The following is a 13,373-nucleotide window of genomic DNA, read 5'->3' as shown; positions in this document are numbered from 1 at the left end:
TACTATTTAGTAAGTTATAGTAATGTAAAGAGGGGTATAGTCAGATATGGGTCAGACAACGAACCAAACGGCGGTTACACCGATGCTGACCACCTCGGAGGTGGCTGTGATCCTGAACGTTCACATCAATACCGTCCGGCGCTGGAGCAACCAGGGCACGCTGAGGTCCTATCAGCTGGGTCCCCGCGGCGATCGCCGCTTCCGGCGCGAGGACATAGACGCCTTCCTGTCCGGGCACCAGTCCCGGGGTAACGGGGTTCACCCCGCCGATGAACTGGAGGAAGAAACGCTATGAGCATGAATAAGACCAGGATCATGATCTGCGACGAGCAGCCCTTTTTCCGGTCCGGCGTAGCTCACGCCCTGGAGAACCGGCCGGAATACGAGGTGATGGAGTGCGACCCCTCGGATGGCCCACTGGAAAAGATCGAGGCCGCCCTGCCGGAGATAGTCCTGCTGGGATCGGACCTCACCGCGCATAACAGCCTGGATCTGGGTCGCAAGATAGTCCGCCTCTTCCCCAACACCCGCGTCATCATCCTGTCGCCGGATCCCAATGACGCCGAACTCTTCGATGTCATCCGCACCGCCGCCGTGGCCTGCCTCAAGAAAAGCTCCACACCCGCGGAACTGGTGGAGATCATTCAGCGCGCCTCCCGCGGTGAGTATCCCATTAACGAGAGCCTGCTAAGCCCCAGCATCGCCCAGCGGGTACTCAGCAATTTCAAGGAACTGGGAGAGATAGATCAAGGCCTGGACGTGGTCACGCCGCTTACCCAGCGGGAAAGCCAGATCCTCATGCGCGTCACCGAAGGCCGTACCAACAAGCAGATCGCCTCGGAGCTCAAGATCTCCGAGCAGACCATCAAAAACCACATTTCGGCCATTCTGCGCAAGCTGAACGCCAATGACCGCGCCCACGCCGCCGTGCTGGCCATCCGCCGCGGCTACATTCCGTTAGGCCGGGATACCGGAATAGAAACCAACAACTAAATAACGCTATTTAATATAATGATATTGGTGCTTACATGTCGTATACTGTCTGTTTAATCAGCTTTGATTTGGAGAAAAACTGATGCCAGCCGTCACTTCTGAAAACAAGGGAATAGCCTCCCGCCTGGCCGCATACCTCCGTGGCCAGGGCTACGACGTGACGGAAACGGCCGTCCTCAAGGGCCGTTCCGGTCTGGAACACAGCTTCGACCTGCTGTCGCGCCGGGACGACGGATTCGCCCAGCGCACCCTGGCTTTCTCCGTATTATCCGATATGCCGGATCAGGCGGCCACAGAATCGGCCATCTTCGCCTTTGCAAATAAAACATATGACGCCGGCATCACCGAACGGGTGGTCATTTTACCCTCCCACCTGGCTAAAACCGCCCAGGAGTTCGCCGAAAGCCAGAAGGTCCAGATCTTCGATGAGGCTTCCCTACAGGCTCTCTTCGCCCAGGACGAACCGTCCCCCGCCGAAACCCCGGCGCTGGATCAGCCCCTCAAGTTCACCGATAAAGCGGATTTGATCGCATCGCTTAAAAAAACCGGCTACCTGGTGGAAGAAAACGCGCGGCTCACCGGCCGCAGCGGCATCCAGCATACCTTCGATCTGGTCGCCCGGCAGAATGGCACCCAGGAACATAACCTGGGCATAGATGTCGTCGATGACCGGGAGGTCGTCAGCCTGGAGGACGTGGCCCTTTTCGACACCAAGGCTTACGACGCCCGCATCTCCTCTAAGTTCATCGCCACATCCGCCCTGCTTTCCGGCGAGGCCGTCAAGTTCGCTGAGAGCCAGAAGATCAAGGTCATCGAACTGTCTTCACCGCCTGAAGCCGAGGTGAAAATCGAGAAAAAACCCGAGATCAAGGAAGAGATCAAACCCGAGGTTAAAGCAGCACCCGCACCCCCGGCGGCGACCGCCTCCGCACCGGCAAAACCAGTCGCCACGGAGGTCAAAACCGGGGATAACGGCAAACTCGGTGGGGAGCTCCGGCAACTACCCACGAATGAAGCCTTGAAACTGATCCCGGAGGTCATGGCCCGCCGGTATAGTGCCATACCGGTGAGACTTTCCGGCAACACCCTGGAAGTGGCCATGTCCAACCCGTCGGACATCATGGCGCTGGAGGCTCTTACCGCCTACTCCAAACGCCGGATCAAGGCGCTGCCCGCCGATGAGCGGGAACTGCGTGAAGCCATCGATTTCAACTATAAAGGCTACGGCGAGGTGGACAAGTTCCTCTCCCGGGTCTCCGTTTACGCCGACGCCACGGATGAAAGCCTGGCTACCGACGCCGCGTTGGACGCACCGCTGGCGCAGGCCCTCAACCTCATCATCGAGGAAGCGGTCAAGGCCCGCGCCTCGGATATTCACCTGGAGCCGGATGAGGAACGTCTCCGGGTCCGCTTCCGTATCGACGGCAGCCTCCAGGAAATGATGAGCCTGCCGATCAGCGTGCAGCGCGCCATCATCTCGCGCGTCAAGATTTTATCCTCGCTCAATATCGCCGACCATCACCACGCACAGGACGGCCAGTTCTCTATCAACGCCGGCGGCCGCAGCATCGATATCCGCGTCGCCACCGCCCCCACTGTCCACGGCGAGATGTCGGTTCTCCGCCTCCTGGACAAGTCCCGCGGTCTGCTGGAACTGCCGCAACTCGGATTCAATCCGGAGTCTCTGGCCAGATATGAAAGCATGCTTAGAGTCCCCTACGGCATGATCCTGGTTTCCGGCCCCACCGGCGCCGGCAAGACCACCACCCTGTACGCTTCTTTATCGACCATCGATACCAAGTCGCGAAACGTCATCACCATCGAGGACCCGGCGGAATACCGCTTCAAAGACATCAACCAGATCCAGGTCAACGTCCAGGCTGGCATAACCTTCGCCTCCGGCCTGCGCTCCATTCTGCGCCTGGATCCGGATGTGATCATGGTCGGTGAGATCCGGGATGCGGAGACCGCCAACATCGGCGTCCAGGCCGCCCTGACCGGCCACTTGATGCTATCGTCCATTCACGCCAACGATACGGTCGGCGTCCTTTTCCGCATGCTGGACCTCGGTGTGGAGCCCTTCCTGATAGCCTCCGCCGTCATTGGCGTGGTAGCCCAGCGCATGGTCCGCCGCATCTGCCCCTATTGCAACCACCAGGTGGAAGCCCCGGTCATCGAGCAGGTGGCCTATGAGCGAGAGACCGGTGAGAAAAAGGTGAAATTCACCTACGGCACCGGCTGCAAATCCTGCGCCTATACAGGCTACCTCGGCCGGGTGGGTATGTATGAGATCATGTATTTTTCGGAAACCCTGAAACGTATGCTCCTTGACAACGCCGGCGCCGGAGACATCCGCGCCCAGTCCATCCGTGAAGGCATGACCACCATGCTCCGGGACGGCATGCTTAAAGTGAAGGAAGGCATCACCACACCATCGGAGGTACTGAAGAACGCTTATTCACCGGAGGAACGGTTCTAGTACGGTTGGGTAGTATTGATACTATTGGCCTATTGCATTGCGATGTATAATTAAATTAAAGGAAGAGATGTCCTAAAATCGCATCAAAGGGTTCACTGAAGCGGGATAGGTTTTAAAATGCGTAATTATGTTCCAAACAACCCCATGAACCCGGCCTTTTTGGGTTATTTTGATTTCGGTATTTAACACTGTAGACTTGAAAATGAGATATTAGGATTCGTATTATAGCTGAGGATTTCTCATGAACTTCGCGTACGTCGCCTACAATCAGGAAAGAAAATTGGTACAGGGCAAGATGGCCGCCATGGACAAGGAGTCCGCCGCCAAGCTCCTGGCCCATAACGGCTTCCAGGTGCTCTCCCTGAAGGCGCAGTCCAAGCTTTTCGCCGCCAGCGGTTCCAGCATGTTCACTCCCAAGGTGAAACTGGGTGAGATTATCCTTTTCTCCCGCCAATTGGCTCTGCTCCTGGAATCCGGCACGGACATCGTGACCGCTCTGGAGCTCCTTCAGGATCAGACCACCAACAAGACCTTCCGCGGCACCCTGGGCGCCGTCGCCAATGACATCCGCGGTGGCACATCCCTGTCCGGCGCCATGAGCAAGCACCCCAAGGTGTTTTCGCCCCTTTTCCACCGCGTCCTGTCCGCCGGTGAACAGGGCGGTAACCTGGAGACGGTGCTCCGCAATATGGCGGACTTCCTGTCGCGTATGAACGAGACCCAGAAAAAACTCAAGAGCGCCATGACCTACCCTACTGTGGTAGCCGTGGTGGCCGTGCTCGTTATCTCAATCCTGATGATCTTCGTGCTGCCCACTTTCACAGACCTTTACCGGCAGCTCGGCACGGAACTGCCCACCGCCACCAAGGTTCTCATCGCGGTAACTGACTTTTCCACCAGTTACGGCGTTTTCGTCCTGGGCGGTCTGGTATTGGGTATTGTCGGCACCATCGCCTGGGGGCGCACCCCCAAGGGCAGATATGCCATCGACAAGGCCATGCTCAAGGCCCCGGTGATCGGCCGCATCATCCAGCTCTCGGACCTGTCACGCGCCTCCCAGACCATTTCCCTCCTCTTCAAGGCCGGCCTGCCGCTGCCGGAGATTATGATCCAGGCTCAGAACGCCACCTCCAACAAGATAGTGGGTGAGGCGCTCGGAGAAGTACAGCAGGAGCTTATCCGCGGCGAGGGCATCTCCGGCCCCATGTCCCGGCGCAAGGTCTTCCTGCCCATGATGGTACAGATGGTCGGCGTCGGTGAAGAAACCGGTAAACTGGACGACACCCTGGCCACCGTCGCCCACACCTACGACATGGAAGCCGACGACCGCATCAAAGGCGCTATCGACCTCGTCCAGCCCGCCATGACCGTTATCATCGGCATCATCGTCGCCTTCATCGCCGTGGCGCTGGTATCCTCCATGTACTCTATGTATGGGCAACTTTAGTAGATAATATGACCGCCTCCTGAGGCGGAAAGGCAAGAGGCCCACAATGGCCGCCGTAAATAAAATAAAATTGAAGAAGAACGGCTTCAGCCTGATTGAAGTGATCATTGCCATGGCAATTTTAGTCATCATTGGCAGTGCCTTTCTTGGAGCTCTGTATACCGGTATAAAAGCCACTGAGCTTGCAAATTTGAGAACTACTGCAGAAAGCATTGGCAGAAGCCAGATAGAATACCTGAAAAGACCAAATACCTATGATGCTATAAGCCCATATGATGTGGATAGCGTAACCTTAAAATATTCCACCAGTCCGGATATCGTTTTACCGCCAAATTTCATGATTGAAACTGATGCAATCAGATTATCACGGAATGTACTCGATGAGGACACTCTCCAGTACGAATTGATACCATCCAATCCGAGCAACATTGACAATGGTATCCAATCAATAACCATTACCATTTCTTATAAAAATGAAATAATCTTAATCTTGGAAGATTATCTGGTAGATCGATGATTAAAATATTACTAAAAAAGGGGCAGACCGGATTCACTTTTGTCGAAGTACTTGTCGCCATGGCTATTCTTGTTCTTATAACCGGCGCCTTATCCACCGGTATATATCAAATATTTTCCGTAAACCGGATTACACAAGATGAAACCATTGCTATTCGGCAGGTCCAAAATCTCGGTCAATGGCTCAATCAAGATGTCCTTCAATCTCAATTCAGAGACGTTAGCGTTGGGACAGGTTTCCCTTTGACCTTGCAGTGGGATTATTCAGGCCAGGGTGGTAATAAACACATAGTGGTTTATGAACTGACCGAAACCGGTGTCATATTACGGCACGATTATGTTGACGATGCTGTGGCCCCATTGACAATATCAGTGGCTTCGTTTATCAGTAATGTCACCTATTCTTCAACCAACGAGCTAAACGTGACCGCCACAGTAGGAGAAAGGACAGCATTTCGCTTGTATCAAATTACTCCCAGGGTAAGTTAAAGACTACGTCGAACAGGATACCCAAAAGGACATTGACATGAATATCGCATTATTTAAAGCAATCATGAAGAAGGAAAAAGGCCAAGCCTTGATTCTTGCGATGATCATGCTTGCTGTCGGTAGCTTAATTATTGCCCCTATGCTGTCGTTGATAGGTTCTGGCGTGATCATTGCCCGGCAGACAGAACAGCAAGTAGAATTAAACTATGCTGCCGATGCTGGTTTTGAACGGGCGGTATGGATGATTCGAGAAGATATCCCGGGTTTACCTAAAACGACTGAAGAATACCCCGTAACACCAAACCCTTTAATCTTTACTAGTGAACCATTCCTTTTCGGAGGGTTTGACGTAGGCTTTTCAATAACGTGGATGGACGAAGCTTTGTATTTGGTTACGTCTTCAGTTACAGAAGGCGATTCTACTTTGCTAGTGAAAAGTATGGTTTCAAGCGTAGATTTTTCTGACTTTCTAAATAACGCGATTACTAGCACCCAAGTTATTACTACGTTAGGCAACGACAGCAATCTCAATATTGATGGCGATGTAAAGATAGTACCTCAAGAACAGTGGCCCGGTAGCGGAATCATGACCAGCTTTTTCTATGACCTGACTAAAGATTATACGTTTCTCGGAGACGAAACGATTGAAGTTGACGAATTGAATCTGGGTGAGGGCATCGGTCCGAGATATCAAGACGGAGACCTCGATATTATTAGTGGGACTTTAGGTGCCGAAACGAAGTTGACCGGTACGATTTACGTCAAAAATGACCTTCAAATCGCATCCACAAATAAAGACTTTGTGTTGGACCTCAATTATCAAACCATATTTGTCGAAGGCAGTGTAACCATAGACTCAAGAGCAACCATTATCGGTCAGGGCGCTATCATCGCGTTGGGTAATGTTGATTATAAACCAAAAGCTTCAACAAATCCCGATGACTTCGTTTTTCTAATGTCTCTTTCTGGTACAATCAAATTTTACCCCAACGGAGACTTTTATGGTTCTTTGGCAGGCAATGTAGAAGTTGAAATTCATATTAGTCAGGAAGTCAATATCGTTCACACAGACCTTGACACGGATTTTCCACTCATTCTTCCAGACCCAAATAATCAATACTGGGCCATCATTTCATATGAATACGCCTAAATTAGTTAAATCTGAGGAAAAGGAGACCGCATGAAGATCGGTAAGGCAGCAATTATCACCCTCTTCTTAGGTATTATTGCCATCGGCGCCGTGGTGCTGTTCATGCTCTGGCAGGATGAACGGGACCGGGAAGCCCAATTGAACAACAGCTTGGAGACCACCCAGGCTTTGTTGCCGATCGCTCAGAGCGGCGTGACCAACGCTGAAAATGAACTTGCCGCGGCAGAGACAAAACTGGCGGAAACTCATGCACGTATGGCCGCCGCCCAGGCTGCCCTGGATGAATTCATCGCAAAATTCCCCCAACCGATCCATCCGGCCGCTGTCCAAACGATTGATTACGGTACTCAATTATTCGTCCGCGCCGCCGTTCACTCTCTCAATCTGGTTGAGTTCCAAGCAACTGATTTCTCGATAGTAACAATCGAGAAAATTAAATACCAGAGCACCACCATGACGATCAAGATTATCGGGCATATCAACAGTATCAACAGCTTCATCGGCAGTCTGGAAACCACAGCGCTGATTCAGGACTATCTGACGTCCACCATAGACTCAGTTCAGACTAAAATTTTTAACGTGTATGATCCGGAATTCGCTGGAGTCCAGCCAACGGAATCAACTATCGTTATCACCTTGATGGCGCTGGAGGACGAATAAATGTCTAAACAAGTTTCTTTATTCATTGAAGACAATGAGATTAAACTACTGGTAACCAACGGTAAAGTAGTTGAAAAATGGGCTTCACTGTTGTTGGATCCGGGCATGGTCTCAGATGGCATCATCACCCGGGAAGACGCAGTAGCGGAGAGCCTGCGCGCCTTTATGCATGAACAGGGACATCCCGGCGCCACTGTGGTGGCCGCCCTGTCCGGGTTGAACTCTATTTTCCGCCTGATCAACCTGCCGGAAGTGCCCAAGAACATCCTGGAAGAGGCTATCCAGTCAGAAGCCAACCGCGTTATCCCGGTGCCCATAGATCAGGTCTATCTGGGCAGGCAACTGCTCGGCGCCGAGGGTCATGAGCAGCGCTACTTCCTGGTGGCCTATCCCAAAAACGCCACGGACGCTCTGGTACGCACCATCCAGAAAGCCGGACTTTTGGTCAAGGTAATGGACATCGCCCCGCTGGCGTTGGCGCGGCTGGTGCACGTGCCCCGTGCCGTGGTCGTCAATACCTGGTTATCTAATATCGATATCGTCATTCTGGTGAACCGTGTGCCTGAGGTCATCCGCAGCTTTTCGCTGCCCACCGAGGTTCTCACCGACGCGGAACGTGTCATGGGGATCGCCGAGGAGATATCCCGCACCATCACCTTCTATAATTCCTCACATGCGGAGAGCCACCTCGGTGCGGATGTGCCTATCGTCCTCGCAGGAGAACTGGCCAACGAGACTGATGCCTGGCCAGCCCTTGGAGGCAGCGACGGCCGCCCGGTGGAACTGCTGACCGAGCCGTTCACCGCCCCTGAAGGCTTCGAGGCGAGCCAGTTCATGATCAACCTGGGTATGGTCCCCCTGGCCAAGGAGGATGCGGCTTTCGGCTCCGTCATCAACGTCAATGTTCTGCCGGCCCAGTACCTGCCCAAAGGTGTCAACTGGTTCAATATCCTGGCACCGATAGCCGGCGTTATTCTCATCGGCGGGCTGGTTTACGGCTGGTTCCTGATCGATGACTTCAAGAAAACAAACGATGAAATACAGCTCAGAATCGACGGCGTCCAGACACAGGTGACCCTGGCCCAAGCCGACATCGCCCGGATCCAGGCTGAAACCGCCGGGGTTAATTCGCAGACTGCCGGGATTGACAAAGCCATCACCCCTATCGTCACTAAAACCAATTCGCTGGATGCCCAGTATGAGTACATGCGTAACCAGCGGGAAAAAGCCTCCGGCGACGTGCGTAATGCCTGGCTGCGCATTCCCTCTAATAAAGTCACTTTAGATACCATTGACTGGGGCGAAGGAGTGCTTACTGTCAAAGGTGTAGCCACTGAGGGGGAAGTTAATGTCTTTGCTTACGCACGGGCATTGCGGGACACCCTACGTTTTGAGAATGTGATAGTTGCTGAAATAATCAAGGAACTCACTGAAGACACCAAGGTCTACATATATAAATTCACCTTGATAATGTACTAATCTATATCGGTATAAACTCACTCATGAAGAAAATGAAATAGTAAGTATGATTGATGTCTTCGCGCTTATTACCGAAGCCAGGGACCGGAATGGCTCCGATCTCCATCTGGTGGTGGATTCGCCGCCGCTGGTTCGTGTCCGGGGCGGGCTGGAACAACTGCCCCTGCCTCCACTGGAACCCCGGGACACCGAGGACGCGCTGACACAACTGGCCCAGCCCGCGGAACGGGAGACCTTCGCTCAGGAACTGGAACTGGACTTCGGTTTCACCATGCCCGGCGTCGGCCGTCTACGCTGCAATGCCGCCCAGCAGCGGGGCGCCATCAGCCTGGCTATCCGGCTGCTGCCCCCGGCCATCCCCACCATCGATGAACTGGAGCTGCCGCAGATCTGCAAGGACCTGATCGCCAAACCCCGCGGCCTGGCTATCGTCACCGGTCCCACCGGCAGCGGTAAATCGACCACCCTGGCGGCCATGATCCAGCACCTTAACCACACCGCCGCCAAGCACGTGGTCACCATCGAAGACCCCATCGAATACATCCACCCCTCGATAAAATGCGCCATCACCCAGCGCCAGCTCGGCACTGACACCCGCTCCTTCTCCCAGGCGCTGAAACACGTGCTCCGGCAGAACCCGGATGTCATCATGGTCGGCGAGATGCGGGATCTGGATACCGCCGCCGCAGTGCTGACTATCGCCGAGACCGGCCATTTGGTACTTTCGACGTCCCACGCCCCCAGCACCTACCAGGCGCTGGAACGCATCATCGACCTCTTCCCGCCCCACGAACGCCACCTGGCGCAGACCCGCCTGGCTTCCCTGCTGGTCGGCGTGCTCTGCCAGACGCTGGTTCCCCGCTCCATCAGCGACGGCCGCATCGCCGCGGTGGAGATCATGCTGGCGAACGCTGCGGTCAAGAACCTGGTTCGCGAGGGTAAGATCTACCAATTGCCCAACGTCATCCGCACCAGCCGCGACGAAGGTATGATCACCATGGATGAGGCGCTAGTGGAACTCTACCGCCGCGAGAAGGTCGAGAAAGATTCTGTTTTCACCTATTGTAACGATGCCGACGAAGTCGACCGCCTCATGGGTGGCCGCGCCCGTCCGAAAGGCGCCCGCCGCAACCCTCCCACGAGTGGCGGCGGTGGCACTTTGTCCAGTTTCCTGTAATTTAACGGACGAATCTCAGGATGATTGGCTGGCCCGTTTCGGTAATTAGAATTTGGTGACTATTTCGAATTTCGGATTTCGACATTCGTATTTCCCCCCCGGTGGGTTGTACCCCCTCCCCCCTTCCCCCTATAATGTTCCCCATGAATTCCATTCAGAACAAATCACCCAGAATCATCGCCATGGTCGGCATGGCCGGCGCCGGCAAAACCGAGGCCTCCCGGCTTTTCGAGCAATCCGGCTACACTCGTGTCCGCTTTGGCGATGTCACGGATGATGAGGTCAAACGCCGCGGCCTTCCGCTCAACGAGGCCAACGAACGCACCGTCCGCGAGGCGTTGCGGGTGGAACTGGGCATGGCTGCCTACGCCAAACTCAACCTGCCGCGCATCGACGCCGCGCTGAAGAATGGGCCAGCAGTCATCGACGGCCTCTACTCCTGGGAGGAATACATCTTCCTCAAGGACTATTACAAGGACGACCTGGCGGTAGCCGCCGTCTGGGCCTCGCCCGCCACCCGCGCCAGGCGCCTTTCGACGCGTTCCGTGAGGCCGCTGACCCGTGAGGAAACCTTCTCCCGGGATCGCGCCGAGGTGGAGAAGGTCAGCAAGGCCGGACCCATCGCCGTGGCGGACTACATGATCCTCAACGAAGGTGGCTTCGACGAGCTCACGGCGCAGGTTCGGGCGCTCATCGACAATCTCAAGGCTGAATAAATGCAAAGACCTGAAACCGACGATTATTTCTTGAAGATCGCCGCCGTGGTGGCGGAACGCTCCACCTGCCGGCGGCGGCATGTCGGCGCCGTAGCGGTAAAGAGTAAGCATATCCTGACCACCGGATATAACGGCGCCCCCGCCGGCGTGCCGGACTGCCTGGAGCTGGGCTGCCTGCGGGATGAGAACAACATCCCCTCCGGCACCCGCCACGAGATCTGCCGCGCCGTTCACGCGGAGCAGAACGTCATCATCCAGGCGGCGCAGCACGGCGTCAACCTGGAGGGCGCCACCGTTTACTGCACCCACACCCCCTGCATCCTCTGCGCCAAGATGCTGGCCAACGCCCGCGTCAAGCGCTTCGTCAGTTTCGGCCGCTACGCCGACGACGCCTTCATAGAACTGTTCCGCCAGGTAGGTATTGAAGTAGTCCTCCGCGACAAACCCCCCGCCGCCATCGAGTTCATGGAATAAGGCCTTTCGACTCTCTTCGCTCTCTGAATCCTCATCCCGCAACCATCGCGCATCCTTTGAATGATGCCCCGATCTCGAAATCCGGCCTCATTTCCGGTTTCCGTCGACCCAACAGCCCCTCATTCCAAGTATTTAGTACCAATTTCGGCAATTTCAAAAATATTTCCAAAAAAAGTGTTGACATTCACTCCATCCACCCATAAAATGGATGAACGTGGTAAATTGTGGGAGATAGTGGAGTAACAGGCGGAATGTTCTTTTTCGGGGAATTCAACTACAAACTGGATGAAAAGGGCCGGTTACCGGTTCCGCCCCGATTCCGCCTGCCGCTCAAGGACGGGTTCTTCCTGGCCCCCGGCGCCGAGAAATGCGTCAACGCCTATTCTATCAAAGAATGGCAGCGCTTTTCCGAAAAGATCGACGCCGCGGTCACCAGTCCCTCAAAGCTCCGCAAGCTCAAACGCGCCGTCTTCGGCCAGGCTTTCCCCGCCGCCATCGACGGCCAGGGCCGCGTATCCCTCCCCGAGACACTGAGGGCTTATGCCGGCATCACCGGCGAGGCGGTGGTGGTGGGTGTCTCCGACCACCTGGAGATCTGGTCGCGGGAAGCCTGGGAGGCTGAAAAGGCCGATGATCAGGACCAGGTGTGGCAAATCTTGGAAGGTCTGGAGAAACGGTAGTTCATGTCGTCTGATCACATTCCGGTGATGCTGGAGGAAACGCTGCAAGCGCTGGCCGTGGGTCCGGGCGGGCGTTATGTCGACGGCACCACCGGCGCCGGCGGTCATGCCCGCGCCATCCTGGAGATGAGTTCCCCGGGCGGCCAGCTGCTGGGCATCGACGCCGACCCAAAAAGTTTGGAGATCGCCCGGGAGAATCTGTGGGACTTCGAGGGTTCCTATCTCCTGGTCAACGATAATTTCGGCAACATGGAAACCGTCTGCCGGGATAACGGCTTCTACCCGGTGCACGGCATCCTGTTGGATCTCGGCCTGGCCTCGATGCAGCTTACCGCCGCCGGCCGGGGCTTTTCCTTCCGCCATGAAGCCCCCCTGGACATGCGCTTCTCACCGGATCAGAAGGTAACCGCCGCGGAGATCGTCAACACTTATTCCGAGACGGAGATCTCCGATATCCTGTGGCGCTACGGCGAGGAACGGCGCAGCCGCCAGATCGCCCGGCGCATCGTTGAATCCCGTCCCATTAAAACGACCACGGAGCTGGCGGCTTTGGTCGCCCGGGTTGTCGGCGGGGGTGAGGACATACACCCGGCTACCCGCACTTTCCAGGCCTTGCGTATCGCCGTGAACGAGGAACTCACCCGGCTGGAGAACGTCCTGGAGCAGGCCACCCGCCTTTTAGGTTTCGGCGGCCGCCTGGTGGTCATCAGTTATCACTCGCTTGAAGACCGCATCGTCAAGCAGTTCATGCAGCAGGAATCCCGTGACTGTGTCTGCCCGGCCGATCTGCCGGAATGCCGCTGCGGTCATGCCGCCCGGCTGCGGATCCTGAATAAGAAGGTTATCACCCCATCCGTTGAAGAGTTAAGGCTCAACCCACGCAGCCGCAGCGCCAAGCTGCGGGCCGCGGAGCGCATCCTCAGTCGTGAGGAAAATGAGGTGCCGCTCGAAGAGCTTTTTTTTCTAAATGAGTCCAATCAGCCACTGGTTAGGAATTGCCTTGAGGCGGGCAGCCCTACCCTTGTCGCTCCCGGTGTGACCCCCCTGCGAAGGAGGGCGGCGATGTGAGAGTGGCTTCAATAAAGGGTCCAAACTAAACGTCAATCAAGCTAT

Annotated in this window: 14 protein-coding genes; all 14 read left to right on the top strand. The window is 55.3% G+C overall.

What is annotated here, in order from left to right:
- Window positions 1-46 precede the first annotated feature (46 nt).
- On the top strand, window positions 47-295 hold the full coding sequence (locus ABFB09_RS08340; protein ID WP_347001044.1) for a helix-turn-helix domain-containing protein: 249 nt from the start codon (window positions 47-49) through the stop codon (window positions 293-295).
- 2 nt (window positions 296-297) lie between these two features.
- Window positions 298-993 (top strand): response regulator transcription factor, encoded by a 696-nt coding sequence (locus tag ABFB09_RS08335; RefSeq protein WP_347001043.1) that lies wholly within the window; start codon window positions 298-300, stop codon window positions 991-993.
- Between the two features lie 82 nt (window positions 994-1,075).
- A complete protein-coding gene (locus tag ABFB09_RS08330; RefSeq protein WP_347001042.1) occupies window positions 1,076-3,472 on the top strand; it encodes a GspE/PulE family protein in 2,397 nt (798 codons plus the stop codon).
- A gap of 241 nt (window positions 3,473-3,713) precedes the next feature.
- The gene (locus ABFB09_RS08325; protein WP_347001041.1) at window positions 3,714-4,919 is read left to right on the top strand and encodes a type II secretion system F family protein; all 1,206 of its coding nucleotides are present in this window, start codon (window positions 3,714-3,716) and stop codon (window positions 4,917-4,919) included.
- 46 nt (window positions 4,920-4,965) lie between these two features.
- A complete protein-coding gene (locus ABFB09_RS08320; protein ID WP_347001040.1) occupies window positions 4,966-5,436 on the top strand; it encodes a prepilin-type N-terminal cleavage/methylation domain-containing protein in 471 nt (156 codons plus the stop codon).
- Window positions 5,433-5,924 carry a prepilin-type N-terminal cleavage/methylation domain-containing protein gene (locus tag ABFB09_RS08315; RefSeq protein WP_347001039.1) on the top strand — a complete coding sequence of 164 codons (492 nt, stop codon included), beginning with the start codon at window positions 5,433-5,435 and terminating at the stop codon, window positions 5,922-5,924. Before ABFB09_RS08320 ends, ABFB09_RS08315 begins: the two co-directional genes overlap by 4 nt.
- Before the next feature lie 37 nt (window positions 5,925-5,961).
- Window positions 5,962-7,074 carry a pilus assembly PilX N-terminal domain-containing protein gene (locus ABFB09_RS08310; protein ID WP_347001038.1) on the top strand — a complete coding sequence of 371 codons (1,113 nt, stop codon included), beginning with the start codon at window positions 5,962-5,964 and terminating at the stop codon, window positions 7,072-7,074.
- A 30-nt stretch (window positions 7,075-7,104) separates the two neighbouring features.
- Window positions 7,105-7,734, top strand: coding sequence for a hypothetical protein (locus ABFB09_RS08305; RefSeq protein WP_347001037.1), 630 nt, complete (start codon window positions 7,105-7,107; stop codon window positions 7,732-7,734).
- Window positions 7,735-9,213 (top strand): pilus assembly protein PilM, encoded by a 1,479-nt coding sequence (gene pilM, locus ABFB09_RS08300; RefSeq protein WP_347001036.1) that lies wholly within the window; start codon window positions 7,735-7,737, stop codon window positions 9,211-9,213. It begins immediately after the preceding gene.
- Between the two features lie 46 nt (window positions 9,214-9,259).
- Window positions 9,260-10,390: a PilT/PilU family type 4a pilus ATPase gene (locus tag ABFB09_RS08295; RefSeq protein ID WP_347001035.1), complete on the top strand. Its 1,131-nt coding sequence runs from the start codon at window positions 9,260-9,262 to the stop codon at window positions 10,388-10,390.
- A 143-nt stretch (window positions 10,391-10,533) separates the two neighbouring features.
- Window positions 10,534-11,106, top strand: coding sequence for an AAA family ATPase (locus ABFB09_RS08290; RefSeq protein WP_347001034.1), 573 nt, complete (start codon window positions 10,534-10,536; stop codon window positions 11,104-11,106).
- Window positions 11,107-11,580 carry a dCMP deaminase family protein gene (locus ABFB09_RS08285; protein ID WP_347001033.1) on the top strand — a complete coding sequence of 158 codons (474 nt, stop codon included), beginning with the start codon at window positions 11,107-11,109 and terminating at the stop codon, window positions 11,578-11,580.
- A gap of 251 nt (window positions 11,581-11,831) precedes the next feature.
- Entirely contained in the window at window positions 11,832-12,260 is a 429-nt protein-coding gene (mraZ, locus tag ABFB09_RS08280) for a division/cell wall cluster transcriptional repressor MraZ (protein ID WP_347001032.1), read from the top strand.
- Between the two features lie 3 nt (window positions 12,261-12,263).
- The gene (rsmH, locus tag ABFB09_RS08275) at window positions 12,264-13,328 is read left to right on the top strand and encodes a 16S rRNA (cytosine(1402)-N(4))-methyltransferase RsmH (protein WP_347001031.1); all 1,065 of its coding nucleotides are present in this window, start codon (window positions 12,264-12,266) and stop codon (window positions 13,326-13,328) included.
- Window positions 13,329-13,373: the final 45 nt, after the last annotated feature.

Source organism: Dehalogenimonas sp. THU2 (genome assembly GCF_039749495.1).
Taxonomy (GTDB): Bacteria; Chloroflexota; Dehalococcoidia; order Dehalococcoidales; family Dehalococcoidaceae; genus Dehalogenimonas.
The sequence above is the reverse complement of the archived record's forward strand: the minus strand, read 5'-3'. Positions and strand labels throughout refer to the sequence as shown.

What these genes read in the sequence shown, in the direction of transcription:
- pilM (WP_347001036.1), top strand. Translation starts at nt 7,735, where the DNA reads ATGTCTAAACAAGTTTCTTTATTCATTGAAGACAATGAGATTAAACTA.
- ABFB09_RS08320 (WP_347001040.1), top strand. Translation starts at nt 4,966, where the DNA reads ATGGCCGCCGTAAATAAAATAAAATTGAAGAAGAACGGCTTCAGCCTG.
- ABFB09_RS08295 (WP_347001035.1), top strand. Translation starts at nt 9,260, where the DNA reads ATGATTGATGTCTTCGCGCTTATTACCGAAGCCAGGGACCGGAATGGC.
- ABFB09_RS08305 (WP_347001037.1), top strand. Translation starts at nt 7,105, where the DNA reads ATGAAGATCGGTAAGGCAGCAATTATCACCCTCTTCTTAGGTATTATT.
- ABFB09_RS08340 (WP_347001044.1), top strand. Translation starts at nt 47, where the DNA reads ATGGGTCAGACAACGAACCAAACGGCGGTTACACCGATGCTGACCACC.
- ABFB09_RS08285 (WP_347001033.1), top strand. Translation starts at nt 11,107, where the DNA reads ATGCAAAGACCTGAAACCGACGATTATTTCTTGAAGATCGCCGCCGTG.
- ABFB09_RS08335 (WP_347001043.1), top strand. Translation starts at nt 298, where the DNA reads ATGAATAAGACCAGGATCATGATCTGCGACGAGCAGCCCTTTTTCCGG.
- ABFB09_RS08315 (WP_347001039.1), top strand. Translation starts at nt 5,433, where the DNA reads ATGATTAAAATATTACTAAAAAAGGGGCAGACCGGATTCACTTTTGTC.
- rsmH (WP_347001031.1), top strand. Translation starts at nt 12,264, where the DNA reads ATGTCGTCTGATCACATTCCGGTGATGCTGGAGGAAACGCTGCAAGCG.
- ABFB09_RS08290 (WP_347001034.1), top strand. Translation starts at nt 10,534, where the DNA reads ATGAATTCCATTCAGAACAAATCACCCAGAATCATCGCCATGGTCGGC.
- ABFB09_RS08325 (WP_347001041.1), top strand. Translation starts at nt 3,714, where the DNA reads ATGAACTTCGCGTACGTCGCCTACAATCAGGAAAGAAAATTGGTACAG.
- mraZ (WP_347001032.1), top strand. Translation starts at nt 11,832, where the DNA reads ATGTTCTTTTTCGGGGAATTCAACTACAAACTGGATGAAAAGGGCCGG.
- ABFB09_RS08310 (WP_347001038.1), top strand. Translation starts at nt 5,962, where the DNA reads ATGAATATCGCATTATTTAAAGCAATCATGAAGAAGGAAAAAGGCCAA.
- ABFB09_RS08330 (WP_347001042.1), top strand. Translation starts at nt 1,076, where the DNA reads ATGCCAGCCGTCACTTCTGAAAACAAGGGAATAGCCTCCCGCCTGGCC.